Origin of the sequence: Bradyrhizobium sp. CCGUVB14 (assembly GCF_024199935.1) — a bacterium.
Taxonomy (GTDB): domain Bacteria; phylum Pseudomonadota; class Alphaproteobacteria; order Rhizobiales; family Xanthobacteraceae; genus Bradyrhizobium.
Genome location: NZ_JANADS010000001.1, coordinates 3,344,210 through 3,368,425 on the forward strand (window position 1 = coordinate 3,344,210; position 24,216 = coordinate 3,368,425).

The 24,216-nt window shown below is 64.3% G+C and carries 18 protein-coding genes and 1 pseudogene; 7 read left to right on the top strand and 12 right to left on the bottom strand.

What is annotated here, in order from left to right; genetic code table 11:
• Positions 1–132 precede the first annotated feature (132 nt).
• Positions 133–921, bottom strand: coding sequence for a thermonuclease family protein (locus NLM32_RS15555; protein ID WP_254129827.1), 789 nt, complete (start codon positions 919–921; stop codon positions 133–135).
• A 152-nt stretch (positions 922–1,073) separates the two neighbouring features.
• Between NLM32_RS15555 and NLM32_RS15560 the strand changes: the two genes are divergently transcribed.
• The 4 genes from NLM32_RS15560 to NLM32_RS15575 all read left to right on the top strand — a co-directional run bounded on the left by NLM32_RS15560 (position 1,074) and on the right by NLM32_RS15575 (position 6,091).
• The gene (locus NLM32_RS15560; RefSeq protein WP_309144849.1) at positions 1,074–2,720 is read left to right on the top strand and encodes a GMC family oxidoreductase; all 1,647 of its coding nucleotides are present in this window, start codon (positions 1,074–1,076) and stop codon (positions 2,718–2,720) included.
• A gap of 7 nt (positions 2,721–2,727) precedes the next feature.
• A complete protein-coding gene (locus NLM32_RS15565) occupies positions 2,728–3,177 on the top strand; it encodes a gluconate 2-dehydrogenase subunit 3 family protein (RefSeq protein WP_254129829.1) in 450 nt (149 codons plus the stop codon).
• A 105-nt stretch (positions 3,178–3,282) separates the two neighbouring features.
• The gene (locus NLM32_RS15570; RefSeq protein WP_254129830.1) at positions 3,283–4,302 is read left to right on the top strand and encodes a S1C family serine protease; all 1,020 of its coding nucleotides are present in this window, start codon (positions 3,283–3,285) and stop codon (positions 4,300–4,302) included.
• Between the two features lie 58 nt (positions 4,303–4,360).
• Positions 4,361–6,091, top strand: a complete 1,731-nt coding sequence (locus tag NLM32_RS15575; RefSeq protein ID WP_254129831.1) for an FAD-dependent oxidoreductase — start codon at positions 4,361–4,363, stop codon at positions 6,089–6,091.
• A 159-nt stretch (positions 6,092–6,250) separates the two neighbouring features.
• Here NLM32_RS15575 and NLM32_RS15580 read toward each other — a convergent pair whose 3' ends face one another.
• Positions 6,251–9,727 (bottom strand): indolepyruvate ferredoxin oxidoreductase family protein, encoded by a 3,477-nt coding sequence (locus NLM32_RS15580; protein WP_254129832.1) that lies wholly within the window; start codon positions 9,725–9,727, stop codon positions 6,251–6,253.
• Between the two features lie 165 nt (positions 9,728–9,892).
• On the opposite strand from NLM32_RS15580, the gene NLM32_RS15585 reads away from it, so the two are divergent.
• The 3 genes from NLM32_RS15585 to NLM32_RS15595 all read left to right on the top strand — a co-directional run bounded on the left by NLM32_RS15585 (position 9,893) and on the right by NLM32_RS15595 (position 13,430).
• On the top strand, positions 9,893–10,849 hold the full coding sequence (locus tag NLM32_RS15585; protein WP_254129833.1) for a hypothetical protein: 957 nt from the start codon (positions 9,893–9,895) through the stop codon (positions 10,847–10,849).
• A 204-nt stretch (positions 10,850–11,053) separates the two neighbouring features.
• Complete coding sequence (locus NLM32_RS15590; RefSeq protein ID WP_254129834.1) at positions 11,054–11,752, top strand: cysteine hydrolase family protein; 699 nt, start codon at positions 11,054–11,056, stop codon at positions 11,750–11,752.
• Between the two features lie 10 nt (positions 11,753–11,762).
• Complete coding sequence (locus NLM32_RS15595; RefSeq protein WP_254129835.1) at positions 11,763–13,430, top strand: regulator; 1,668 nt, start codon at positions 11,763–11,765, stop codon at positions 13,428–13,430.
• Between the two features lie 64 nt (positions 13,431–13,494).
• Here the strand turns inward: NLM32_RS15595 and NLM32_RS46100 are convergent.
• From NLM32_RS46100 to NLM32_RS15645, 10 genes and pseudogenes are all read right to left on the bottom strand, one after another.
• A pseudogene (locus tag NLM32_RS46100) lies at positions 13,495–15,428 on the bottom strand (S9 family peptidase).
• A gap of 102 nt (positions 15,429–15,530) precedes the next feature.
• Complete coding sequence (locus NLM32_RS15605; protein WP_254129836.1) at positions 15,531–16,355, bottom strand: carbohydrate ABC transporter permease; 825 nt, start codon at positions 16,353–16,355, stop codon at positions 15,531–15,533.
• Positions 16,352–17,290 (bottom strand): carbohydrate ABC transporter permease, encoded by a 939-nt coding sequence (locus tag NLM32_RS15610; protein ID WP_254129837.1) that lies wholly within the window; start codon positions 17,288–17,290, stop codon positions 16,352–16,354. Before NLM32_RS15610 ends, NLM32_RS15605 begins: the two co-directional genes overlap by 4 nt.
• Positions 17,287–18,612 carry an extracellular solute-binding protein gene (locus tag NLM32_RS15615; protein ID WP_254129838.1) on the bottom strand — a complete coding sequence of 442 codons (1,326 nt, stop codon included), beginning with the start codon at positions 18,610–18,612 and terminating at the stop codon, positions 17,287–17,289. Before NLM32_RS15615 ends, NLM32_RS15610 begins: the two co-directional genes overlap by 4 nt.
• Positions 18,613–18,687: 75 nt before the next feature.
• A complete protein-coding gene (gene soxA / locus NLM32_RS15620; protein ID WP_254129839.1) occupies positions 18,688–19,467 on the bottom strand; it encodes a sulfur oxidation c-type cytochrome SoxA in 780 nt (259 codons plus the stop codon).
• Positions 19,464–19,781 (bottom strand): thiosulfate oxidation carrier complex protein SoxZ, encoded by a 318-nt coding sequence (soxZ, locus tag NLM32_RS15625; RefSeq protein ID WP_148773619.1) that lies wholly within the window; start codon positions 19,779–19,781, stop codon positions 19,464–19,466. Before soxZ ends, soxA begins: the two co-directional genes overlap by 4 nt.
• Positions 19,781–20,248 (bottom strand): SoxY-related AACIE arm protein, encoded by a 468-nt coding sequence (locus NLM32_RS15630; protein WP_254129840.1) that lies wholly within the window; start codon positions 20,246–20,248, stop codon positions 19,781–19,783. The genes soxZ and NLM32_RS15630 overlap by 1 nt, the downstream gene beginning before the upstream one ends.
• Positions 20,249–20,256: 8 nt before the next feature.
• Entirely contained in the window at positions 20,257–20,706 is a 450-nt protein-coding gene (gene soxX, locus NLM32_RS15635) for a sulfur oxidation c-type cytochrome SoxX (protein WP_254129841.1), read from the bottom strand.
• A complete protein-coding gene (locus NLM32_RS15640; protein ID WP_254135313.1) occupies positions 20,699–21,982 on the bottom strand; it encodes an NAD(P)/FAD-dependent oxidoreductase in 1,284 nt (427 codons plus the stop codon). Before NLM32_RS15640 ends, soxX begins: the two co-directional genes overlap by 8 nt.
• Positions 21,983–22,026: 44 nt before the next feature.
• Positions 22,027–24,213: a molybdopterin cofactor-binding domain-containing protein gene (locus NLM32_RS15645; RefSeq protein ID WP_254129842.1), complete on the bottom strand. Its 2,187-nt coding sequence runs from the start codon at positions 24,211–24,213 to the stop codon at positions 22,027–22,029.
• Positions 24,214–24,216: the final 3 nt, after the last annotated feature.

A 24,216-nucleotide genomic window follows, 5' to 3' on the forward strand; every position in this document is an offset into this window, starting at 1 on the left:
GCCGGATTGCCGCCAAGGAAACGCTCGCGCAAAGCGCTTGCGTACACATATAGGTGTAGCAACTCCCCTTTGAGTTCAATCCCGGATCAATACTGTCTCGGACTACCACTCACGGCTGCGTGAACCAAAAGTTCACTTTGGCCGGCGGCAGTTATAGGCCTTGCGGAAGCCCGAGGCCTGCGCGTCGTCCTCCGAGCAGAACCAGCGGTCCGGCCTGGTGGTCGCGGCGTAGCTCGGGCAGCCCCGCAGATGGTAGATGCCGATATTGCCGGTGACGCGCGCGCGCACCGCAAGCTTGCCCTTGATGGCGCAGCTCGGCGGCGCCGTCAGCTCATCCGGAAAAAGCACCGCGCGAATCTCCTTATCACGGTCGGCGCGGCAGGCGGCGCCGAGCAGGGCGCCGTCCTTCTTCCCGGTGCGGAATTCTTGCGGTGCAACAAAGCAGCCCTTCCAGATCCCGGCCGAGGCCGTCTTGGCTTCGGCCGCCGCCGGCTTGACGTTGGCCTTGAGGGGTTCGCGCGCGATGGCAAAGCCCAGTTTGACCAGTTGCTCGTTCAACGAAACCTTGTCGCCCTCGACCGTGCAGATCGCGCGGTGGCGCTTGCCAAAATTCTTCTCGGGACCGACATCGTCGCAACGCACGGACTTTCCGCCGATCAGCTTGGTGAGCTGGTCGCGAGCCTCGATGCCACAGGTCCAGGGATCGGCGTGGTCGTCGATGCAGACCTGGTCCAGCTCGGGCGCGTCGACGCCGTCGAGCCGGTAGGTGACGTCGCCGAGCTGGATCGAATTGGCGTCCCGGACCGTCGCGGCCGCGGTCAGCGCGCTGGCGGGGCTGGAGGTCCCCAGAAATCCGGACAGAGCGAGAAACAAGACAAGCGCGAAGGTGCGGGTGGCGGCAAATGAATTCTCGACGGACATAATTTCTCGCTATCGATTGCGCGTGCCCCTCGTTCCTAGCATCCGGATAGGACGATACCAATGGTCTGCGCTGTGCGAAGTGCGACATTCGCCCGCCAGCCTTTACTCGCCGGCCGGTCTGCCCCTATCGTTTGTCGGCCTTGCGAGCCGTGATGGCCGAATCGCCCGGGAAGTGGCGAGGGCTGGAGGAAGACATCTTGACGAAAGACCCCGTGGACGTCCTGATCATCGGCGCCGGCGCTTCGGGCGCCGCGGTGGCGTGGTCGCTGGCCGAGACCAAGATGCACATTCTCTGCCTCGAGCAGGGTGGCTGGATGAACCCGGCGGAATATCCCAGCACAGGCCGCGACTGGGAGGCCAAGTTCTACGGCGAGTGGTCCTCGAGCCCCAATGTCCGCGGCCGGCCCGAGGACTACCCGATCAACGACGACAATTCGCCCATCAAGGTCGTCAACTACAATGCGGTCGGCGGCTCGACCGTGATGTACACCGCGCACTGGCCGCGGCTGCATCCGTCCGATTTCAAGGTGAAGACGCTGGACGGCGTCGCCGACGACTGGCCGATCGACTACGACGCGCTGACCCCGTTCTTCGAAGAGAACGACCGGATCATGGGCACGTCCGGTCTATCGGGCGATCCGCTGTCGCCGCTGACGCATCCGCCGATGCCGCAGCAGCCGCTCGGATTGTCCGGCGCGATCATCGGCAAGGCCATGAACAAGCTCGGCTGGCACTGGTGGCCGTCGGATACGACGGTCGCGACCACCGACTATGAGGGCCGCGCCCGCTGCATCAATCTCGGCCATTGCACGCCGGCCTGCGCGCAAGGCGCAAAATCCTCGACCGACATCACCTATTGGCCGCAGGCGGTCCGCGCCGGTGTCGAGCTGCGCACCCATTGCCGGGTGCGCGAGATCACGACCGACGAGAACGGCATGGCCACGGGCGTGGTCTATTACGACAAGGACGGTGTCGAGCAGTTCCAGCCGGCGCATGTCGTCATCATCGCCTGCAACGGCGTCGGCACGCCGCGGTTGCTCCTGAACTCGAAATCCGATCGCTTCCCGAACGGGCTTGCCAATTCGTCAGGTCTCGTCGGCAAGAATTTGATGTTCCACCCCTATGCGCAGATCTACGGCTACGTGAAGGAGCCGACCGATTCGAACCGCGCGCCGCCGACCTGCCTGTGGAGCAAGGAATGGTACGACACGGATCTCTCTCGCGGCTTTGTCCGCGGCTATGGCGTCCAGTTCGTGCGCGGGGCAGGGCCGGTGTTCGAGGCTGTCGTCAGTGAGCAAAAGGGCATTCTGCCCTGGGGCGCGGATCATCACCGCGTCTTCCGAAAGCTCAACGGCCACCGGCTCGGTTTCTCCGCGATCTGCGAGGACCTGCCGGAGGAGCACAACCAGGTTACGCTCGATCCCGTGCTGAAGGACAGCCACGGCATACCCGCGCCGAAGATCAACTACACGATCTCCGAGAACAGCCAGAAGATGATGGATCATGCGCTCGCCCGCGGCCGGGAGATCCTGGAAATGGCGGGAGCGACCGACATCTGCGTCAATTCGCCGATCCCGTGGGGCGGCTGGCATCTGCTCGGCACCGCGCGGATGGGCACGGATCCCAAGCGCTCCGTCGTCAACGAATGGGGCCGCGCGCACGACGTGAAGAACCTCTTCATCGTCGACGGCAGCATCTTCGTCACCTCGGGCGGCGTGAATCCGACCTCCACCATCCAGGCCCTCGCGCTCTACATCGCCGATCAGATGAAGCAGCGCCTTGCCAATCTGTTCGACTGAGGCCGCCATGTCCGCAGACACTCAACTCACGCGCGCCCAGCGCGACGACCTCCGCACCATCGCCGGCATGATCGTGCCCGCAAGCGACGAGTACAAGGTGCCGGGCGCCGACGACGGCGCGATCCAAGCCGACATCCTGGCAACGCTCGGCCGCGACACCAGATTGGTGATAGCGGCGCTGGACCATCTGGCACGGCTGGCAGGAGGTCAGCTCGCAGAGCTCGATGCCGCGAAGCGCGACGCGGTCGTGCAGGAGTTTCGCAAGAACGGTGGTGCGGCTGCGGCAACGCTCGTTCGTGTCGTCCTGCAATGCTATTACCGCGACGACCGCGTGCTGCGTTCGCTCGGACTCGAGCTGCGCGCGCCGTTCCCCAAAGGCTATGTGCTCCCGGACGGCGACTGGTCGCTGCTCGATCCGGTCAAGGAAAGGGCTGGCACGCTGCGGCGGGCGCCCTAGCCACCTGGGTAGTCAAGCACTGGCAGTCCAGCCTTGCGCCCCGGGCGGGTCACTTGCGCGGCACGGAACAGGCCACCATCTGTGTGAGCCTCAAGGACTTTTGCCATGCTGGATTTTACCTCAGATATCGTCGATGACGCTGCGTCATCGCGAGCCACTGCCGCCGCTCCGGTCGATGACCGGGCGCTGCTGGACGCCTATTCCAATGCCGTGATCGATGTGACCGACCGCGTCGGTCCTGCGGTCGTGCGGGTCGAGACGGGGCCGAAAACGCCGAGCGGTCGCGAGCGCGGCGGGCTCGGCTCCGGCATCGTGATCTCGCCGGATGGGCTCGTCCTCACCAATAGCCATGTGGTCGGTGCCTCCAAGGAAATCCGGCTGCGGGATGTCGAAGGCCATGTCGGCGATGCCCGGGTGCTCGGCGTCGACCCCGATACCGACCTGGCGCTGTTGCGCGCCAATGGCGTGCGTGACTTGCCCTATGCCGCGCTCGGCAATTCGAAGACGTTGCGTCGCGGCCAGCTCGTGATCGCGATCGGCAATCCGCTCGGTTTTGAATCGACTGTCACCGCCGGCGTCGTCTCGGCGCTCGGACGCTCGATCCGTTCCGTGAGCGGGCGCACCATCGAGGATGTGATCCAGACCGATGCCGCGCTCAATCCCGGCAATTCCGGCGGACCGCTGGTGTCGTCGAATGCGGAGGTGATCGGAATCAATACCGCCATCATCAATGGCGCGCAAGGCATCTGCTTCGCGGTCGCCAGCAATACTGCGCAATTTGTGCTGTCCGAGATCATCCGCCACGGCTATGTCCGCCGCGCCTTTATCGGCGTCGCCGGACAGACCGCGCCGGTGCCGCGACGGCATGCGGTGCTGGCCGGCGTCGAGAACAAGATGGGCGCACTGTTGATGCAGATCGAGCAGGACGGCCCGGCGGCGAAGGCGGGCCTGTTGCCCGGCGACGTCGTGATCAAGCTCGACGGCGTCGATATCAACGGCGTCGACGACCTGATCCGTGTGCTCGACCGCGACCGGATCGGCCGCAGACTCGCCATGGACGTGCTGCGGCGTGGCCAGCTGAGGGCGTTCGATATCGATCCGATCGAGCGGAAGCCGCAGCGCTAGCTGCGAGCCCGCGGGCGGGGTATGACGGTGTCATGCCTCGCCTCCGGACCCCTGCGGCATGATGCCGGCGCATGAGACCTACGACGTCGTTGTCATCGGCGCTGGCGCCGGCGGCATGACGGCTGCGGCGGTTGCTGCCGCCGAAGGTCTGCGCGTGCTGGTGATCGAGAAGACTGCCTTTGTCGGCGGCACGACCGCGTGGTCCGGCGGCATGGTCTGGATCCCCGCCAATCCCAAGATGAAGGACGCGGGGCTCTCCGACAGCATCACGGATGCCGTCCAGTATCTGTCGAGCACCGTGCCTGAGCCCGCGAATGCGGGCCTGCGCGCAGCTTTCCTCGCGCGGGGGCCCGAGGCGGTGGCTTATCTCGAAGCCAACACGGACGTGCGTCTGCAGCCGGTGAAAGCCTATCCGGATTATTATCCGGAGCGGCTCGGTGCGACGCCGGGCGGGCGCGTGCTGGAGCCGGTTGCGTTCGATGGCACCCGGCTGGGTGCGCAGTTCGCGCGGCTGCGCGCGCCGCTGCCGGAATTCACGCTGTTCGGCGGAATGATGGTCAACCGTCTCGACATCCCGCATCTGCGCCGGATCGGAAAATCGCTGCGTTCGACCTTGCGTGCGGCGCGGCTGGTTTCGGAGTACGCGCTGCAGCGGCTGCGCTGGCCCCGCGGCACGACATTGCATCTCGGCAATGCGCTTGCTGCGCGGCTTTATGCCTCGCTCCTGGCGCGGCAGGTCGACATCCTCTTCAGCACGGATGTCGAGGATCTGTCGATGCAGGGCGATCGCATCAGTGGCGTGGTCATCCGCCATGGCTCACGCGACCGTTCGATTGCCGCGCGCCGCGGCGTCGTGCTCGCGACCGGCGGCTTCTCGCACGATGCGATTTTGCGCAAACGCCTTTTCCCGGTGGCGGCCGGCTTCGTCTCGGCCACCAACACGGCAGGCACGGGCGATGGGCTTCGCCTTGCGGCCGCTGGCGGCGCCGCGCTCAACACGGACGCAGTGAGCCCGGCCTATTGGGTGCCGGCCTCACTATTCCGCCGCGCCGACGGCAGCCGAGGCGTGTTCCCGCATACGGTGACCGACCGTGCCAAGCCCGGCGTGATCGCCGTGAATGCTGCGGGCCGGCGTTTCGTCAATGAGGCGCTGTCCTACCACGAGTTCGTGCTTGCCATGCTGCGCGATGGCCAGGGCGAGCCGGATCGGCCGTTCTATCTGATCTGCGACCGTCGGTTCCTGTGGAGCTATGGCCTTGGTCGCATCAAGCCCTTTGCGCGCAGCGTGCGGCGCTACGTGGCGAGCGGCGAGTTGATCGAGGCGCCCGATATCGCGCAGCTCGCGGCGACGATCGGCATCAAGTCGTCTGTGCTCGGTGCGACGATTGCGAGCTACAATTCCGATGCGAAGGAGGGCCGCGATCCCGAATTCGGCCGTGGCAGCACCATCTATCAGCGGCACCTCGGCGATATCGACCACAAGCCCAACCCTTGCGTCGCGCCGATCATCCGCGCGCCGTTCTTCGCGATGCGCATCTACCCGGCCGATCTCGGCACCGCCATCGGCATGAAGGTGGACGCCCAGGCGCGCGTGCTGCGCGAGGACGGTACGCCGATCGCGGGCCTTTACGCCTGCGGCAACGACATGGGCTCGATCATGAATGGCAATTATCCGGGCCCGGGAATCACGCTGGGGCCGGCGCTGACGTTCGGCTACATCGCGGGGCGGCATCTGGCGGAGAGGGCGGGGATGGTGGTGACGCCAAGCGCAGCCACGACGTCACTCTAACCATCTCCACCGCTGTCATGCCCCGCGAAGGCGGGGCATCCAGTATGCCGGGGCCTATCGGCTCAACCACAACCGTCTCGGAGTACTGGATCGCCCGCCTCAGTGCGCAAGTGCACACAAGACGGGCGATGACACCGAGAGTGTGGCGCCAGCCTGCTCCTACTCCGCCGCCGCAGCAAACCGGCTGTTCTCGAGTTCCGCCTCGAGCCTCGCCTTCTCGGCTGCCGCCAGCTTGACGTTGGCTTCCTTGACGTGGCCAAACCCGCGGATGGTCTCCGGCACGCGCGCTAGTCGCGCCAGCAGCGGGATCTGCTCCGCCTTCAGCCCAGCTACCCGCTGATCTATCATCGCCAGATAATCCGCGACCAGCTTCCGCTCGGTCCGGCGTTCCTCGGTGCGGCCGAACGGGTCGAGCGCGCCGCCGCGCAGAAACCTGAGTTTTGCCAGCACGCGGAAGGCGTGGAGCATCCAGCCGCCGAATTCCTTCTTCTGAAGCCGTCCCGTCGTCTTGTCGCGCTTGGCGAAGATCGGCGGCGCGAGGTGGTACTTCAGCGTAAAATCGCCGTCGAATTTCTCAGACACCTTTTTGGCAAAGCTGCCGTCGGTGTAGAGCCGCGCGACTTCGTATTCGTCCTTGTAGGACATCAGCTTGAACAGGTTCTTTGCCACGGCGTCCGTCAGCTCCGTGGACGCGGGCGAGGCGGCGTTCTCCGCCTTGCGCACCTTGGCCAAGGCCGCGAGATAGCGGTCGGCATAGGCCTTGTCCTGATAGCCGGTCAGGAATTCGGCGCGCGTCGCGATGATGTCGTCGAGCGTCTTGGTCGGTGCGGACGCCCGGCTCTTGAATTGCAGCACGCTGCGCACCCGCGACATGTCGTGGGCGGCCAGCCGCCCCCAGGTGAAGGCGAGCTTGTTCATCTCGATCGCGGCGCCATTGATCTCGATGGCGCGCAGCAGGGCCTCCAGCGACAGCGGGATCGCGCCTTTCTGGAAAGCGAAGCCAAGCATGAAAGGATTGGTTGCGATGCTGTCGCCCATCAGCGCCGCGGCAATGCCTGTCGCGTCGATGATGTCGAGGTTCTTGTCGCCGACGGCATCGCGCAGCACGGTCTGCATCGTGCCCATCTCGAAATCGATATCGGGGTTTTGCACGAAGCTGGCGGTCGGCTGCAAATCAGCGTTGATATAGGCCCTGGTGACGCCGCGTTCGGCGCGGCTGAGCGCGGTCGGGCCGGCCGAGACGATCATGTCGCAGCCGAGGATGACGTCGGCGCCGCCGGTGGTGATGCGCACCGCGGAAATATCTTCAGGCTTTGGCGCGATGCGCACATGGCTCATCACGGCGCCGTTCTTCTGCGACAGGCCGGTGAAGTCCAGCGCCGAGCAGCCGCGGCCGTCGACATGAGCGGCCATGCCGAGCAGGGCGCCGATGGTGATGACGCCGGTGCCGCCGATGCCGGTGACGAGGATGTTGTAGGGGCCTTCCAGCTCACGTGCGGGCGGCAGCGGCAAGTCTGCGAACAGCTGGCCAGAATCCACCGCCGACGTCTTCATCCGCTTCAATGTGCCACCATGCACGGTCACAAAACTCGGGCAAAAGCCCTCGACGCAGGAAAAATCCTTGTTGCAGTTCGACTGGTCGATCTGGCGCTTGCGGCCGAACTCAGTTTCCAGCGGCTGCACCGAGACGCAGTTGGAGGCCTGCGAGCAATCGCCGCAGCCTTCGCAGACGAGCTCGTTGATGAAGGCGCGTTTGGCGGGATCGGGATAGAGACCGCGCTTGCGGCGGCGGCGCTTTTCCGCGGCGCAGGTCTGGTCGTAGATCACGACCGTCAGACCGTTGATGTCGCGCAACTCGCGCTGCACGGCATCGAGCTCGCGGCGGTGATGGATGGTCGCGCCTTGCGGGAAGTAGTTACCGTCAGGATATTTGGTCGGATCGTCCGAGACGATCGCAAGCCGCTTCACGCCCTCGGCCCAGACCTGGTGCGCGATCTGCGCGACGTTAAAAGCGCCCTCGGCCGGCTGGCCGCCGGTCATCGCGACGGCGTCGTTGTAGAGGATCTTGTAGGTGATGTTGATGCCGGCGGCCGATGCCGCACGAAGCGCGAGAAGCCCGGAATGCGTGTAGGTACCGTCGCCGAGGTTCTGGAAGATGTGCTTCTCGGTGGTGAAGGGCGACTGGCCGATCCAGTTCACGCCCTCGGCGCCCATATGCGAGATCAGGTCGGTGCGGCGGGTCGGCATGCTCAGGGCCATGCCGTGACAGCCGATGCCGGCCATGGCGCGGCTTCCTTCCGGCACGCGCGTCGAGGAATTGTGCGGGCAGCCCGAGCAGAAGAACGGCGTGCGCGCGAGCTTGATCTGCGACGTCGTGGTGACGGGATTGTCGAAGGCCTCTAACCGGGCGAGGCGCTGCTCCAGCACCGGGCTGTGATGGCCGAGCTTGCGCAAGCGCGCCACCAGCGCACCGGCAACGATCGTCGGCGTCAGCTCGCCCTCGCTCGGCAGCAGCGGCGCGCCGCTCTCGTCGCGTTTTCCGGTGACGGTCGGGCGGCGGGACGCATCGATGTTGTAGAGGATGCGCATGAGCTGGTCTTCGATGAAGCCGCGCTTCTCCTCGACCACCAGCACGTCCTGAAGGCCTTCGGCAAAGCGCTTGGCGCCGCTTTCCTCCAGCGGCCAGGTCAGCGCAACCTTGTAGATGCGAAGTCCGAGATCCTGCGCGTCCTTGTCGGTGATGCCCAAATCGGCCAGCGCCTGGCGCAGATCGAGATAGGCCTTGCCGGTGGCGACAATGCCGAGCCGGGCCGGCTTGGAATCGAGCACGATGCGGTCGAGCTGGTTGGCGCGGGCAAAGGCCTGCACCGCGGCCATCTTGGGGCCGAACAGCCGGCGCTCCGCGTCCAGCGGCGGATCGGGCCAGCGGATGTTGAGGCCGCCGGGCGGCATCTCGAAATCATCGGGGAGCTTGATCTGGATGCGTTCGGGATCGCTGTAGATGGAGGCCGAGCTCTCCACGGTCTCGCTGATCGCCTTGAAGCCGACCCAGCAGCCGGAGAAGCGCGACAGGGCGAAGCCATAGAGGCCGAGGTCGAGATAATCCTGCAGCGTTGCCGGATTGATCACGGGGATCAGGGCCGCCGCGAACACCTGCTCGCTCTGATGCGCCAGCGTCGAGGACTGGCAGCCGTGGTCGTCGCCGGCGAGCGCCAGCACGCCGCCATTGAGCGAGGTGCCGGCCGCATTGGCGTGCTTGAGCGCGTCGACGGAGCGATCGACGCCGGGGCCCTTGCCGTACCAGATGCCGAATACGCCATCGACCTTGGCGCCGGGAAACAGGCCGACCTGCTGGCTGCCCCAGACGGCGGTCGCAGCTAAGTCCTCGTTCAGACCGGGCACGAAGGCGATGTCGTGCTGCTGGAGGTGCGACTTCGCGCGCCACAGCGCGTGGTCATACATGCCGAGCGGGGAACCGCGATAGCCGGAGATGAAGCCGCCGGTGTTGAGCCCCTGGAGCCGGTCGCGCTCGCGCTGCAGCATGGGCAAACGGACCAGGGCCTGGGTGCCGGACAGGAAGATCCGCTTCGATTCGAGCCGGTATTTGTCGTCCAGCTCGACCTGCATCAGCGTCATTTCGAAAGTCCTTGTTTTTCTTGGTTCGGCGGGGATTTTGCGCCGCGGAAAAAGTTGCGGCTTGCGAAGCGGGTCTTTGCAGTCAAGAGCATGGGTGGCCGAAGTCAATACGGCTAGCCGCATCCGTGGCGCTCCTGCTAGTCATGGCTTCGACCGGAGGACACCATGACTGCAAGCGCATTCGACACCGAGATCACCGAGACCGCCGAGGGCCTGATCGGGCCATGGCGCCAGCCTCGGCAGATGCTGCATGCGCAGGTTTACGACGCGCATGCTTCCATCCACGACGATGCCACCGCGCAGAAGCTCGGCTTCAAAGGCGGGACCATCGAGGGGCCGACGCATTTCAGCCAGTTCGCGCCGCTCGGTGCCCGGCTGTGGGGACAGGCGTGGTTCGAGAGCGGCTGTCTCTCCGCGCATTATCGCAATGCCTGCTTCGAAGGTGAGGATGTGCAGGCGATCCTGTCGAAACCTCTGCCTGGAACGAGCCAGTGCCAGATCCAGATGATCAAGCGCGATGGCACCGAAGTGCTGCGTGGCTCGGCGTCAGTCGGCGAACCCCGCGCAGCGACCGCGCTGGAGACGCGCCTGACCGAGCTCAAGCCGCTCGCCGATCCCGTGATCCTGCGCGACGTGAAGGTGGCGCAGACGAGCAAGCGGCAGTCGGTGCGGATGGCGTTCGACCAGAACATGGGCGACCTCTATCCGTTCTCGCTGCGGCAGAAGCTCGCAGTCATCACCGAGAACTCGCCGTACTATTCGGGCGCTGACAATCCATGGGGCAGGGCCATCATCCCGATGGAGATGCTGAGCGTGCTGTTCCAGTACCGCTCCAAGGACGATCCGCTGCCGGCCAAGGGGCCGGCCGTCGGCCTGTTCGCGGACCAGGAGATCCGGCTGGTGAAGGGGCCACTGTTCGTCGACGAGGACTACGACGTCGAGCGCGAGGTCGTCGCGCTGTCCGGCAGCCGCCGCACCGAGAGTGCCTGGATCAAGACGCGTGTGTTCGACAAGGCGGGTGCGATGGTTGCGACCATGTTGCTCAACATGGCGACGCTGAAGGATTCCTATGCGCCGTATGAGGAGGAGCATCGGCGGCTGTATGGAAATACTGCCCGCTGACAAGCGAGCTTCGCGGCCGCTCATCCTTTGAGCAAATGCACGTCGCAAAGCCGTCGCACAGCGAATAAGCAGACGCGATCTCTTCCGATAACAGTCTGATAGCGCAGCGAATTTCTCCATGCTGCGCGGCCAATTGCAATTGTACACAATGGCACGGCGCTTGCAGAACTCCTGGCAAAGAGAGTTCTCGCGGGGGCCTGCGTCATGTTGAACTCAACCAAGTCGACACTGGGCGTCATCAGCGCCGAGCCAGAGCCGATCAAGCTCGACTGGTCGTCGACCGCGCTCGTCATCATCGACATGCAGCGCGACTTCATGGAGCCCGGCGGCTTCGGCGAGACGCTCGGCAATGACGTCAGCCAGCTTGCGCGCGCGGTGAAGCCGATCGGCGCGCTGCTGAAGGCCGCGCGCGACACCGGCATGCTCGTCGTCCACACCCGCGAGGGACATCTGCCTGATCTCTCCGATGCGCCGCCGGCGAAAGTCGAGCGTGGCGCGCCGTCCTTGCGCATCGGCGATCCCGGTCCGATGGGCCGCATTCTCATTCGCGGTGAAGCCGGCCACGACATCATCCCGGAGCTTTATCCGCTCGACAGCGAGGTCGTGATCGACAAGCCGGGCAAGGGCGCGTTCTACGCCACCGAGCTGACCGACGTGCTGGAGAAATACGGCATCGAGAATCTTCTGGTGTGCGGCGTCACCACCGAAGTGTGCGTCAACACCACCGTGCGCGAAGCCAATGACCGCGGCTATCGCTGCGTCGTCATCTCGGATGGCTGCGCATCCTACTTCCCCGAGTTTCACGAGATGGGCCTGAAGATGATCAAGGCCCAAGGCGGCATCTTCGGCTGGGTCGCGGACTCAGCCGCAGTACTGGAGGCGATGAAGGTTTCGACCACATAGGGGTAGCATCATGAGCACATTGACGGGGACGGCCGGCAAATCTGAGAGCAATGGGTCCGAGTTCAAGCCGGCATTATGGACATCGGGCGACTGGAACGCGTTTTTCGGCTTCGGCACCAACATCCTCGTCAACATGCTGGTGCTCACGGGCTTGCTTCGTTTCGTACTGAAGATGCCGGACAGCCTCGTGTTCGGCCGCATCCTGCCCGCGCTGGGGCTGATGATGTGCCTTTCCACCTTCTACTATGCGTTCCTCGCTTATCGCCTTGCGCAGAAGACCGGCCGCACCGACGTCTGCGCACTGCCCTCGGGCGTCAGCGTGCCGCATATGTTCATCGTGACCTTCGTGATCATGCTGCCGGTGACGCTCAAGACCGGCGATCCCCTAAAGGGATGGTCGGCCGGCCTGGTCTGGGTGTTCTTCCAGAGCTTCATTCTGATGATCGGCGGCTTCATCGCACCGTTTATCCGCAAGATTACACCGCGCGCTGCACTGCTCGGCACGCTTGCCGGCGTTTCGCTGACCTTCATCGCGATGCGCCCTGCGCTCGAGATGTACGTGACGCCGCAGATCGGTCTGGTCTGCTTCGCCATCATTCTGGTGAGCTGGTTCGGTGGCGTGAAATATCCGAAGAGTATCCCGGCCGGTCTGGTCGCGATTGTGGTCGGCATGATCATCGCCTGGGGCTCGAACCTGTTCGGTCTCGGCCTTGGCGGATTGAGCATCAAGGGCGTCGGGGATGCCTTCGCCAATTTCGGCTTCTCGGTGCCGATCCCGGCGGCGAGCTACGTCTTCTCTGGCTTCGAGTACCTCGGTGTCATCCTCGTCACTGCCATTCCGTTCGGCATCTATGACCTCGTCGAGGCCATGGATAACGTCGAGAGCGCGGAAGCCGCCGGCGATGAATATCCGACCACGCGGGTGCTGACCGCCGACGGCGTCGTCAGCCTGATCGGCTGCCTGATGGGCAATCCCTTCATCAACGCCGTCTATATCGGTCATCCCGGCTGGAAGGCGATGGGCGGCCGGATCGGCTATTCGGCCGCGACCGGCATCATGGTGGTGGTGTTGTCCTGGTTCGGCGTCATCTCGGTCCTGCTGGCGCTGGTGCCTGTCGTCGCGATCTCGCCGATCCTGCTCTATATCGGCATGCTGATGACTGCGCAGGCATTCCAGACCACGCCGTCGAAGCACGCGCCCGCCGTGGCGCTCGCCTTCACGCCGCATCTCGCCGCCTGGGCCAAGCTGCAGATCGACACCATGCTCGGCTCGACCATGAATGCGGCAGCAACCGTCGGCGGTATGGCGGCTGACAAGGCTGATGCGGTCAAGGCGGCGGCCATCGCGGCGCTGCCGCAACAGGGTGTGATCTATCACGGGCTCGAAGTGATGGGTGGCGGCTCTATCCTCGCGGGCCTCATCCTCGGCGCAGTCGGTGTCTTCATCATCGAGCGCGACTTCGAGAAGGCCTCGGCGTTCGCGCTGGTCGGTGCCGTGCTGACCTATTTCGGCTTCATGCACGGCGAAGCCGTCGGCATCGGCGGCGGCTTTGGCGTCACGCCCGCGGTGGCGTTCGCCTATGCCGTGATGGCGGCCGGTCTGTTTGCGGCCAGCAGGCTCGGCTCCACCGAGCATTATGCCGCGCATCCGGAGATGCACGCTGCACCTGCGGAGTAGGTTGTTTTGACATCAAACGCGGCCGGACGACATTATGTCGCCCGGCCGCTTCATTTGTGAGCGGCTAGATCGCCACACCCAGATCGGACAGGATATCGGCCCCGGCTCGAACTTCGTGACTAGACCCTTCGAAATCCTCGCCAACGGGCTCGCAGGCGCCGCCCAGATGCCGTGCAAAGAACGCTTCGGCAATTGCGAGATGGGAGAGCTGGTTCGGCGGCCTCTGGAATCCGTGTCCCTCATCGGGATAGACGATGTAGGTCACCGGAATGTTCCTGGCCCGCATGGCGGCGACGATGGTGTCGCTCTCTGCGATCTTGCAGCGAACGTCGTTGGCGCCATGAAAGATCAGCATGGGCTTCGTGATGTTGTCGACCTTGTTGATCGGTGAGCGTTCGGCGAGAAGCTTGCGGCCCTCCTCGGTGCGGGGATCGCCGTAGCTGCGATACATGAATTCGGCGAAACCAGCCCAATAAGGTGGCATCGATTCCAGTAGCGTTTGCAGGTTCGAGATTCCGACCACCGGTACCGAGCAGCAGAACACCTCCGGCGTGAAGGTCGCTCCGATGAAGGAGGCCAGTCCGCCATAGGATATGCCGAGATCGCAACCTTGTCCTCTTGGGCGATCCCCTGCGCGATCGCCCAATCGACCATGTCGATGAGATCATCGTGCATCTTTCGCGCGTGCTCTTTCTCGCTGGCTGCGACAAACGCCTTGCCGAAACCGGTCGATCCCCGATAGTTGATCGACAGCACGGCGTAGCCACGGTTGGCCAGCCACTGGTGATCCCGGCGATAGCCGTAGATGTCCCGGCCCCACGGGCCGCCATGGACGATGAGGACCATCGGCAGCGGCCGGGGCGGGCGGTCGCCCTCGATATCAGACGGCAAGGTCAGGTACGAGACTAGTGTGAGGCCATCGCGCGACTTGCCTTGCACTTCCTGCATCCGCGCCAGGCGATACGGCTTCAATTCCGGGCGCGCGTTGAACAGCTCGGTGATGGTTTGCTTGTCGCGGTCGAGGAGATGATATGCGACGGGTCGATTTGGCGCGTGGCCCGCCACGATCCACCGGCGGCCATCGTCGCTCTGGCTTTCGATGTGAAACGCATGATCCGGCAGTCTGGCTTTGATCAGATCAAGTTCGTCCGCAACCGCTGGCGTTAGCGCCGTCCATTCCGGCCGGCCGGGGTCGATGCAAACCGCTTCCGGTTCGAAGGTTCTGGCGTTGAAGATAGCGCCGGTCACATCGGCGCGGTCGCTTTGATACAGGATGTGCTCTTCGCCGGTCGCCCAGTTCATCCGCAACAGCGCCGATTTGTCTTGCTCCAGGCTCGAGCTCATGTGCAGGTGGTTGCATCCGGCATCGAACGTCCAGAGCCGCGTGCTGATGTAGGCCTCGTAGGGGACATCGCGCCAATGCGTCACCTTGCCGTCGTCGATGCGCCAGAGCCGCGTACCTCCGTCAGGCGCATTGCTCTGCGCGTAGCGGGGCCTCAACTGCCAGTCGAGTCCGACGTAGTGAAACTCCTGGCGATTTTCCCAAACCAGCGTGCGTTCACCGGTTGAGAGGTCGAGTACGAAGACATCATGCCAGCGCGCGTCGCGATCGTTGAGATTGACCGCAATCTTGTCCGGCACGATGTGCGACCAGTAGATCGGCACTGCACGGACATTGGCAAAGGGCGTCAGATCCCGGAGCTCCAGCGTATGGGGATCGACCACGAACAGATGTAGGTTTTCATCGCCGTTCTCGTCGTTGAGGAACATGATGTAGCGGCCGTCCGGGCTCCAGTCCTGCCAGTTGATCGGCCGGCCCCTGGTGCGCGTTACGGGCTGGCCGGCCGCAATGTTGTCGACCGGCGACACCCAGACATTCAGGACTCCCTCGACAGGGGCGCCCCAACACAACCATTGACCATCCGGCGACAGCTTGGCGCCGACGTAGGTCGGATTGCCAAACAGTTTTCGGCGCGGGATCAGGGGGCGAGCTGACATGTGGCGTCTCGCTGCTCAATGCTACGGTATGTAGCATATGAGCGCGAAACCCTTGCGTCAACTCCAAGTAGAACGCACCCTGGAGGATTGAGATTGGCGTGACTACCCGCCCTTGACCGCGCCTGCCGTGAGTCCAGCCACGATCTGCCGCTGGGCGAAAACCGTCAGCAGCAGCACCGGGAGGGTGACGATCAGCGCCGCGGCCGCCAGCGGGCCCCAGCTCAGCTGGTCGAACGAGATCATGTTGTAGACGGCGACCGGCAGCGTGCGGGTCTCGCGCCCGGCCAGCACGATGCCGAAGACAAAATTGTTCCAGGAGAAGATCACCGCGAGGATGAAGGCGACCGCGATGCCGGGCTTGGCGATCGGCAGCGCGACGTGGCGGAACACCTGCCAGCGGCCTGCACCGTCGATGAGGGCGGCTTCCTCCAGCTCCAGCGGCGTCGTCTCGAAATAGCCGATCATGATCCAGATCACGATCGGTACCGTCACCACGAGATGGATGATGATCTGCGGCACCAGCGTGCCGAGCAGTCCCAGCCACTGGAACAGCAGGAACAGCGGGATGAGGTAGGACAGGCCGGGCGTGATGCGGGCGATCAGGATCACGATCGCGGACTTATGCGCGGCCATGCGGGCGATGCCGTAGCCGGCGGGGACGCCGACGATCAGCGCGAGCGCCGTCGCGCTCCCGGTCACGATCAAGCTGTTGAAGAAATAGGTCACGAAGCGGTTGGAGGCGACCACGTCGGCATAGTTCTTCCATGCGAAATGCTCGGGGATGAAGACCGGCGGGTAGGCGGCGTTGTCGACCTCGAATTTGAGCGAGAGCGACAGCATCCAGAGGAAAAACAGGATCGCCGGCGACACGATGACGAGCACCGCGAACCACAGGCTGATCTTGCCGATGATTTGCTTCGGGGTCATGCGTCGCTCGCGATCTCGGTCCACAGCATGCGCTGGCGGGCATAGAGCATCACCGCCGCAAGCAGGACAATCAACAGGAAGAACACGACCGCGATCGCCGAGCCGTAGCCGAGGTCGTAATAGGTGAAGGCGACGCTATAGAGATAGATGTTGATCGTCTCCGACGCCGAGCCTGGTCCGCCCTGCGTGATCGCGAAGATGATGTCGAAGCTCTTTACCGCGTCGATCATACGGATCATGCCGGCGATGAACAGGAAAGGCATGATCAGCGGCAGGGTGATGAATCGGAACACCTGCCACATATTCGCGCCGTCGATCTGCGCGCTCTCATAGGGTTCGGTCGGGATCGCGGCGAGGCCGCCAAGCACGATCAGCATGACGAGCGGCGTCCATTGCCAGGTTTCGACCAGCACCAGCGAAGGGATCACCGTTCCCGGGTGGAATACCCAGAGCTGCGGAGGGATTCCGACCAGCGACAGCAAATAGTTCAGCACGCCGAGCTGCGGGTGGAACATCATGGTCCAGACCAGCGCGATCGCCACCGGCGTCGCCATCATCGGCATGATGAAGATGCCGCGCAGGAAACCGCGGCCGGCGAATTTCTGGTGAAACACCACGGCCGAGAACGTGCCGAACACGAGCGGCAGCAGCACGGACAGCACGGTGTAGACCAGCGTATGTCCGATCGCCTCGATGAAGCGGGGATCGCTGGTCAGCCGTAGATAGTTGGAGAACCCGACGAAGGTGGTCGACGAGCCGACCTTCCACTCGTTCAGGCTCATCCAGATGGTAAAGACCCACGGGAAGATGATGATGGCGAGAACGACGACCAGCGCCGGCACCACGAACGGCCAGTACGACGGCGGCCGCAATTCCTTCTCCGGCGCGGCATCAAACTGTGCCGCGTCCGGAGTCGATTGTGTCAACGCACTCACGCCTTTTCGCTACGCTCCAGGATCGGCCGGTACTGATCGTTGGCCTTCTTCAATTCAGTCGCGGGATCGGCACCCGACAGGGTCGCCGTCAGCGCCGCGCCGACGATGTCGCGGAATTCAGCGACCGGGATCACGACGGGCAGGCCGAGCTTGCTGATCTTGCCGGAATCGATCACCGACTGCAGCCATTCCTTCGGCATCTTGACGCCACTCTGGACCTCCGCATCGTTCAGGATCGAATTGCGGAACGGTACGCCGCCACCAGCCTGCAACAGCCGCGCGCCTTGCTTCTTCGAAACGATCCACTGGCAGAGCAGATAGGCGGCTTCCTTGTTCTTGCTCGCCGCGGCAATGCCGATGCCGTCGCCATAGGTGGCCGAATATTGGCCTTTCGGTCCGGCGGGCACCACGGTGTAGCCGACCTTGCCGACGACGCGCGAGGCGGCCGGATCTTCCAGCGGCGGCGCCCAGCCGACCCCGTCGATCCACATCGCCGAACGTCCTTGCGTGAACGAAGCCATCGACTCCATCCAGTTGAAGCCGGCGACGCCGGGCGGGGCGACTTTCGTCAGCAGCGTCTGATAGAGCTTGGTCGCCGCGATTGCTTCAGGACCGTCCGTCAGGATATTGCCCTTCGCATCGAGGAATTCGCCGCCATAGTTGAGGAAGAAGTTGGTCCACAACGTCATGTTGGCGTTGCGCAAGCCGCGGCCGACGAAGCCGAAGGTGCCTTCCTTGGGGTCTGTGAGCTTCTCCGCGGCCGCGACCATCTCGTCGAGGGTCTTGGGCACGGCAACGCCCTTCTTCTGGAAGAGCTCCTTGTTGTAGTAGAGGATGAAATAGTCGACCGACCAAGGCAGCGACAGCATCTGGCCCTTGTCGTTCTTGGCGTATTGCAGGCCCGCGGCCGAGAAATCGCTCTCGACAAGGTCGGGCGCGGTCAGCGTCGGATCCTTCATGAAGGGCGTCATGTCGGCAAGCCAGCCGGCTTTTTCGAACTGCCGCTTCTGCACGTGATAGCTGATATGAACCACGTCGAAGCTCGGCCGGCCCGAGGTGAGCTCGATGACGCATTTCTGGCGCTGCTGCTGCTCGGGAATCTGCTCGGACTCGACCTGGATACCGGTGAGCTCGGTGAATTCCTTGACGTATTTTTGCAAGTTATCGCCGCGCGGTCCCTTGGCGAGGATCACCTCCAGCTTGGTCCCGGCATATTTCTTCCAGTTCACCTCAGCGCGCGCCGGCAATCCCGTCAGGCTGAGCGCGCCAGCTGCGGCAGTGCCGGTCAAAAGCGTACGGCGCGAGATTTTGTGGTCAGCCACTTTAATTCCTCCCTGTGACTCAATTTGGGGGGATACTAGCGACCGTTCCACGCCTGCCTAGCCCTAATTTGGGCGTTACGGTCGCACCGCCGGCGTTTCCATCGGCATTCCGCGGGCCCGCGACATCAGATACAGCTCGAGCGCGACCAGCTCGGGCGCGCCATACTCGTAGGCCTGGGCGCGGACGCCGGTCATGCAGCTGCGCAGGCGCCGCTCCAGCGATCCCAGCATCTGCCATTCCAGCCGATAGAGCGGATATCCGGTCGGCTGCGCTTGCGTGATCGGCGAGCCGGCGAGGCGCTTCTCAACGTTGTCGTCATGGCAATTGGTGCAGGCCAGGTTGAGTTGCCCCTCGCGTTGCATGAAGAGAGTGCGGCCCTGTTCGACGAAAGGTTTTAGTTGTGGGTCATCGCCCGCGGTGATCGCAATGCCGCGCGACTGGTGGGCAACGAAGGCGGACAGCGCCAGGATGTCGCGGCTCTCGTAAGGCAGCGGGTTCGCCTGCTGATGATTGGCGCGGCAGAGGTTGATGCGCTGGTCGAGCGTGACGGGGCGTGCGAGGGTCTTGTCAAAGGCAGGGTAGCGTGCCGCGACGCCCTTCATGCTGCTCTTGGCATCGCCATGGCAGTCCGCGCACGCCTTGTTCGCGCTGCCGGTCTTCTTTGTCCACAGCGCCTCGCCGTCGAGCACGAACAGCATGCCCGGATTGGAGGTATCGTCATCCTGCATGGCGCGGGTGTCAGGGCCCATGAAGGAATAGCCGGAGCGGCGCGCATCGGGCGGGATTTCACCGGCGAGCAGGGCAGGGGCCGTGGCGACAAGCGCCGCCAGCACTATCGCGCGCCACAAATTCATTCGACCGTGATCGATGCCGACGCGGTGGACGAATAGCCGTTGTCGCCGATCCATTCGAACTCGAACTTGCCGCTCTCCTTGGCGACCGTGAAGAAGGACAAATACGGATTGGCGGCGATGGCCGGAAACAGATCGGCGCGAAAGATCTCGGCGCCGTTGTAGCGGCAGGTGAAGCTCGTGATGATGTCGCGCGGCACCAGCGCGCCGTCCATGGTGTGGCGAAAGCCGGTTTCCATGATGTGCGAAGTCAGCGTGCGAATCTCGATGATGTCGCCGCGCTTGGCCTTTGCGGGAACATTGATGAGGGCGGCCATCAGTTCACCTCCTCGGTGCAGGCGGCCAGCGTCACGACAATATCCGCCGAGACCTGCCAGAAGCTGTCGTCGGAGAGGCGGGCGATCGCGACCACCTTCTGGGTGTCGGCGAGCCGGATCCGCGTCGAAATCTGGGCGCGGCCCGAAGACGGGTTCAGATAGAAATTACCGATGTTCGGCTGCGGGTTCTTCTCGTTGAAGACGTGGATGCTCTTGACGTAGTCGTCCGCCGTCATCTGGCTCGCGACGCTCACCGTCATCGGCACGGTGTTGCCGTTCTCGACCAGCGGCGGAATGTCGAGCTTGACCTTGCCGGTGCGAATTGGCGCTTCGCCGACGACGTTGCGGATCGCGGTGTTGAGCATCGCCGGCGTTGCTTCGACCGGCCGCAGCGTGACGATCGGAATCGCGCCGACGGCAGTGACGCCGCCGGCAAGGCTCAGGAAATGTCGTCGCGTCGTTGGCATAAACAATCCTAGTCCCGAAGCGTTGCAAGAAAGGCCACGATGTCCTCGATCTCCGCAGCCGACAATATCGGTTTGCCCGCGAAATTGCGTCCGACGCGGACGAGGCCATCCGCACGATAATAGGAGGGCATGATGGTGTCCGGGTTGAAGCGCGCGGCGTCAACCATCCGAAGCCGCAACTGGCTCGCCGTCCAGCGGTTCCCGGCACCGGTGAGATCCGGCGCGAGGTCGCCCTGGAACCGCGTTTCCGGGAAGGGGCCGGAATGGCAGAGGATGCAGGTCGTCGTGCGCGCCAGCACCAGTGCGCGTCCGCGCGCGGCATCGCCGGGCGTACCCGTCAGCGAATTCGCGATGCCGTCGCCGGTGATCTGATAGGGCGCCAGTCCCTCGGCGCGCGCGCTGGAGACCAACACGAGACTGGCGATCAGTGCAGCGATGTAGACCCTCGATCTAGCCAAAGGTGTCCGCCGTGATGGTTTGAAACCAGCGCTCCGCCTCGGTCGCCTCGCGAGCGCGCAGTTCGCGCGGCGCATCGACCGGACTTGTCGCACCGCCCTCGACCTCCGCAAAGATGTCGCCCCTGGGCTGATAGTTGCCGGCGAGCGAGAAGCCGTAACCGGGCGCGACCGTATTGTAGCAGACGCCGCTCAGCCGTGGCGCTTCCGGCGTGCGCCCGGCGAGCAGATTGACGACGGCCGCAGCGCAGGCCTTGCCTTGTGCACTCGCGGCCGATGCCGATTTGGGAATGCCGCCGCCGAGGCAGGCGTCGCCGATGACGTGGACGTTGTTGACGAGCTTCGACTCGAAGGTGACGGGATCGATCGGGCACCAGCCGGTGGCGTCGGTTGCGCCCGCAATCTCGGCAATGTGGCCGGCGCGCTGCGGCGGGATGACGTTGGCGACATCGGGTGTGTAGTTGCCGAACTCGGTGACGATGGTTTTGGTCGCGGGATCGACCGAGGTCACGCGGCCGCCTTGCGACAGGCCGATGCGTTCGATCATGTCGCCGTAGAGTTCCTTCCACGCCTTCTCGAACAGCCGCTGCTGCGAGAAATTGTCCTTGGCATCGAGGATCAGCACTTTCGAGCGCGACTTCCTGGTCTTCAAATAATGCGCGATCAGGCTGGCGCGCTCGTAAGGAGCCGGCGGGCACCGCGAGGGATTGGGAGGAATCGCGATGGCGACCGTACCGCCGTCATCCATCGCCTCCAGCTGCCTGCGCAGCAATAGCGTCTGCGCGCCGGCCTTCCAGGCGTGCGGCATCTTTTCCGATGCGGCCTCGTCATAGCCGGGCAGGGCTTCGAAGCGGAAGTCGATGCCGGGCGAGAGCACGAGGCGGTCATAGGGCAGGGCGACGCCATCGGCCGTCAGGACGCTACGCAGCTGCGGTTCGATGGTGGTCACGGCCTGGCCGATCACGGTGACGCCCTCGGCAGCCAGCTTGTCGTAGTCAAACTGCTGCGCTTCGATGTCGCGCAGGCCCGCGATCACCTCGTTGCTGAAGGGGCAGGTGGTGAAGACCGCATTGGGTTCGATCAGGATGACTTGCAAGTCCGCTTGCGCGCGCTTGAGCGCGCGGGCGCAGGCCGCTCCGCCGAAGCCGCCACCGACCACGACGATGCGGCTTGTCGATTGCGCGCGCAGGACCGACGGCCGCGCCAATGTCGCGGTCGCGGCGGTGATGCCGAGCACGGCAGTTCGCCGTGTCATCGGTCGCGTTGTCATGCGGATCATCCAGGCAAATGCCGCGGCGGCCGTCATGGCCGCCGCGGCGTCTCTTACGCGAAGCTGATGTTCTGGTCGCGCAGCGGCACCGAGCGGATGCGCTTGCCGGTCGCCGCGAAGTAAGCGTTGAGCACCGCCGGCGCCGCAACGCCGATGGTCGGCTCACCGACGCCGCCCCAGAATCCGCCGCTCGGCACCATCACCGATTCCACCTTCGGCATCTCGTTGATGCGCATCGAATTGAACGTGTCGAAGTTGGTTTGCTCGATGCGGCCGTCTTTGACGGTGCAGCCGCCGTAGAACAGCGCCGAGAGGCCATAGACGAAGGAGCCCGCGATTTGCCGCTCCACCTGCGCCGGATTGACGACGTAGCCGGGATCGGTGGAGGCGACGATGCGAAGCACCTTGATCTTGCTGCCATCGGTCACCGAGATTTCGGCGGCGCCGGCGACATAGCTGCCATACCCCATCACCTGCGCAATGCCGCGATAGACGCCTTGCGGTGCCGGCGTGGTCCAGCCGATCTTCTCGGCCACGGCATTGAGCACCGCCAGATGCTTGGGGTTCTTGCCCATCAGCTTGCGGCGGAATTCGAGCGGGTCCTGGCCTGCGGCATGGGCGAGCTCGTCCATGAAGCATTCCATGTAGATCGCGTTGTGATTGACGTTCACGCCGCGCCAGAAGCCGGGCGGAACGTGCGGGTTGCGCATCGAATGCTCGATCAGGAGGTTTGGCACCGAGTAGCCGATCGCGGCCTCGCCGGATTGGGCGACGCCCTGGAACGCAGCCGGATCCATGCCGTTCTGCAGTGCTTCGGGGCGCACCGAGAACAGGATCGATTGCCCGGACAGGCGGTAGTGCAGAGCGATGAGATTGTTGTCGGCATCGAATGCGCCGGTCAATTTGCACTGGGTGATCGGGTGATATTTCCCGTGCGTCATGTCCTCTTCGCGCGACCACAGCAGCTTGATCGGCGTGCCCGGCATCTGCTTGGCGATCGCGACGGCCTGGCGGACATAGTCCGTCATGCCGCGCCGGCCGAAGCCGCCGCCGAGCATCACCTTGTGCACGTCGCACTTCTCCGCCGGCAGGCCGGAGGCCTCCAGCACTGCCGCGAACGCCGCCTCGCCATTCTGCGTCCCGCACCAGACCTCGCATTTGTCCGCGGTGTAGAGCGCGGTGGCGTTCATCGGCTCCATCGTGGCGTGGTTCTGGTAGGGATAGTTGTAGACGGCCTCGACCTTTTTCGCGGCGCCGGCAATTGCCGCCTTCACGTCACCGTTCTTGTTGCCGACATAGGCCGGCTGCGAATCGTCGAGGCCCTCGGCCAGCCACTTCGCAATCGTCTCGCTCGAGACCTTGGCGTTGTCGCCTTCGTCCCAGACGATCGGCAGGGCTTCCAGCGCGGTCTTGGCGTGCCACCAGGTGTCGGCAACGACCGCGACCGCGGAATCGCCGACCTTGACGACCTTCTTGACGCCTTTCATGCCGGCGACCTTGGCCTCGTCATAGCTCTTCACCTTGCCGCCGAACACGGGGCAATCCTTGATCGCGGCGTTCAGCATGCCCGGTAGCTTGATGTCGATGCCGTACACCATCGTGCCGGTGGTCTTGTCGGCGGTGTCGAGCCGCAGCAAGCCTTTGCCCGCGATGGTCCAGTCCTTGGGATCCTTGAGCTTGACCTCCGCCGGCGGCGTCAGCTTCGCCGCGGCCTCGGCAACCTTGCCGTAGGTCGTGGTCTTGCCCGATGCCTTGTGCGTGATGACGCCCTTGTCGACGGTGCATTCGGACGCCGGCACCTTCCACTCGTCGGCCGCGGCCTGGATCAGCATCACGCGCGCGGTGGCGCCGCCCTTGCGGACATAGTCCTGCGAGGTGCGGATGCCGCGGCTGCCACCGGTCGAGAAATCGCCCCAGACGCGCTTGCGGGCGACGCTCTGGCCGGGGGTCGGATACTCGGTCGTGACCTTCGACCAGTCGCATTCGAGCTCCTCGGCGACGAGCTGGGCGAGTCCGGTGAGCGAGCCCTGGCCCATCTCGGAGCGGGCGATGCGGATCACCACGGTGTCGTCGGGCCTGATCACGACCCAGGCATTGACTTCGGGCGAGCCGTCTGCCGCGCGGACCACGGCGGGGCCGCCGAAGGGGATATCGAAGCCGATGGCCAGGCCTGTGCCGACGGCGGCGGTGCCGATGACGAAGGCGCGGCGGTTCATCTTGGGGGAAACGTGCTTGTTCATGTG

Excerpts from the sequence above, each read along its gene's own strand:
- NLM32_RS15555 (WP_254129827.1), bottom strand. The coding sequence starts at position 921 with ATGTCCGTCGAGAATTCATTTGCCGCCACCCGCACCTTCGCGCTTGTC.
- NLM32_RS15560 (WP_309144849.1), top strand. The coding sequence starts at position 1,074 with ATGGCCGAATCGCCCGGGAAGTGGCGAGGGCTGGAGGAAGACATCTTG.
- NLM32_RS15565 (WP_254129829.1), top strand. The coding sequence starts at position 2,728 with ATGTCCGCAGACACTCAACTCACGCGCGCCCAGCGCGACGACCTCCGC.
- NLM32_RS15570 (WP_254129830.1), top strand. The coding sequence starts at position 3,283 with ATGCTGGATTTTACCTCAGATATCGTCGATGACGCTGCGTCATCGCGA.
- NLM32_RS15575 (WP_254129831.1), top strand. The coding sequence starts at position 4,361 with ATGATGCCGGCGCATGAGACCTACGACGTCGTTGTCATCGGCGCTGGC.
- NLM32_RS15580 (WP_254129832.1), bottom strand. The coding sequence starts at position 9,727 with ATGACGCTGATGCAGGTCGAGCTGGACGACAAATACCGGCTCGAATCG.
- NLM32_RS15585 (WP_254129833.1), top strand. The coding sequence starts at position 9,893 with ATGACTGCAAGCGCATTCGACACCGAGATCACCGAGACCGCCGAGGGC.
- NLM32_RS15590 (WP_254129834.1), top strand. The coding sequence starts at position 11,054 with ATGTTGAACTCAACCAAGTCGACACTGGGCGTCATCAGCGCCGAGCCA.
- NLM32_RS15595 (WP_254129835.1), top strand. The coding sequence starts at position 11,763 with ATGAGCACATTGACGGGGACGGCCGGCAAATCTGAGAGCAATGGGTCC.
- NLM32_RS15605 (WP_254129836.1), bottom strand. The coding sequence starts at position 16,355 with ATGACCCCGAAGCAAATCATCGGCAAGATCAGCCTGTGGTTCGCGGTG.
- soxA (WP_254129839.1), bottom strand. The coding sequence starts at position 19,467 with ATGAATTTGTGGCGCGCGATAGTGCTGGCGGCGCTTGTCGCCACGGCC.
- soxZ (WP_148773619.1), bottom strand. The coding sequence starts at position 19,781 with ATGGCCGCCCTCATCAATGTTCCCGCAAAGGCCAAGCGCGGCGACATC.
- NLM32_RS15630 (WP_254129840.1), bottom strand. The coding sequence starts at position 20,248 with ATGCCAACGACGCGACGACATTTCCTGAGCCTTGCCGGCGGCGTCACT.
- NLM32_RS15640 (WP_254135313.1), bottom strand. The coding sequence starts at position 21,982 with ATGATCCGCATGACAACGCGACCGATGACACGGCGAACTGCCGTGCTC.
- NLM32_RS15645 (WP_254129842.1), bottom strand. The coding sequence starts at position 24,213 with ATGAACAAGCACGTTTCCCCCAAGATGAACCGCCGCGCCTTCGTCATC.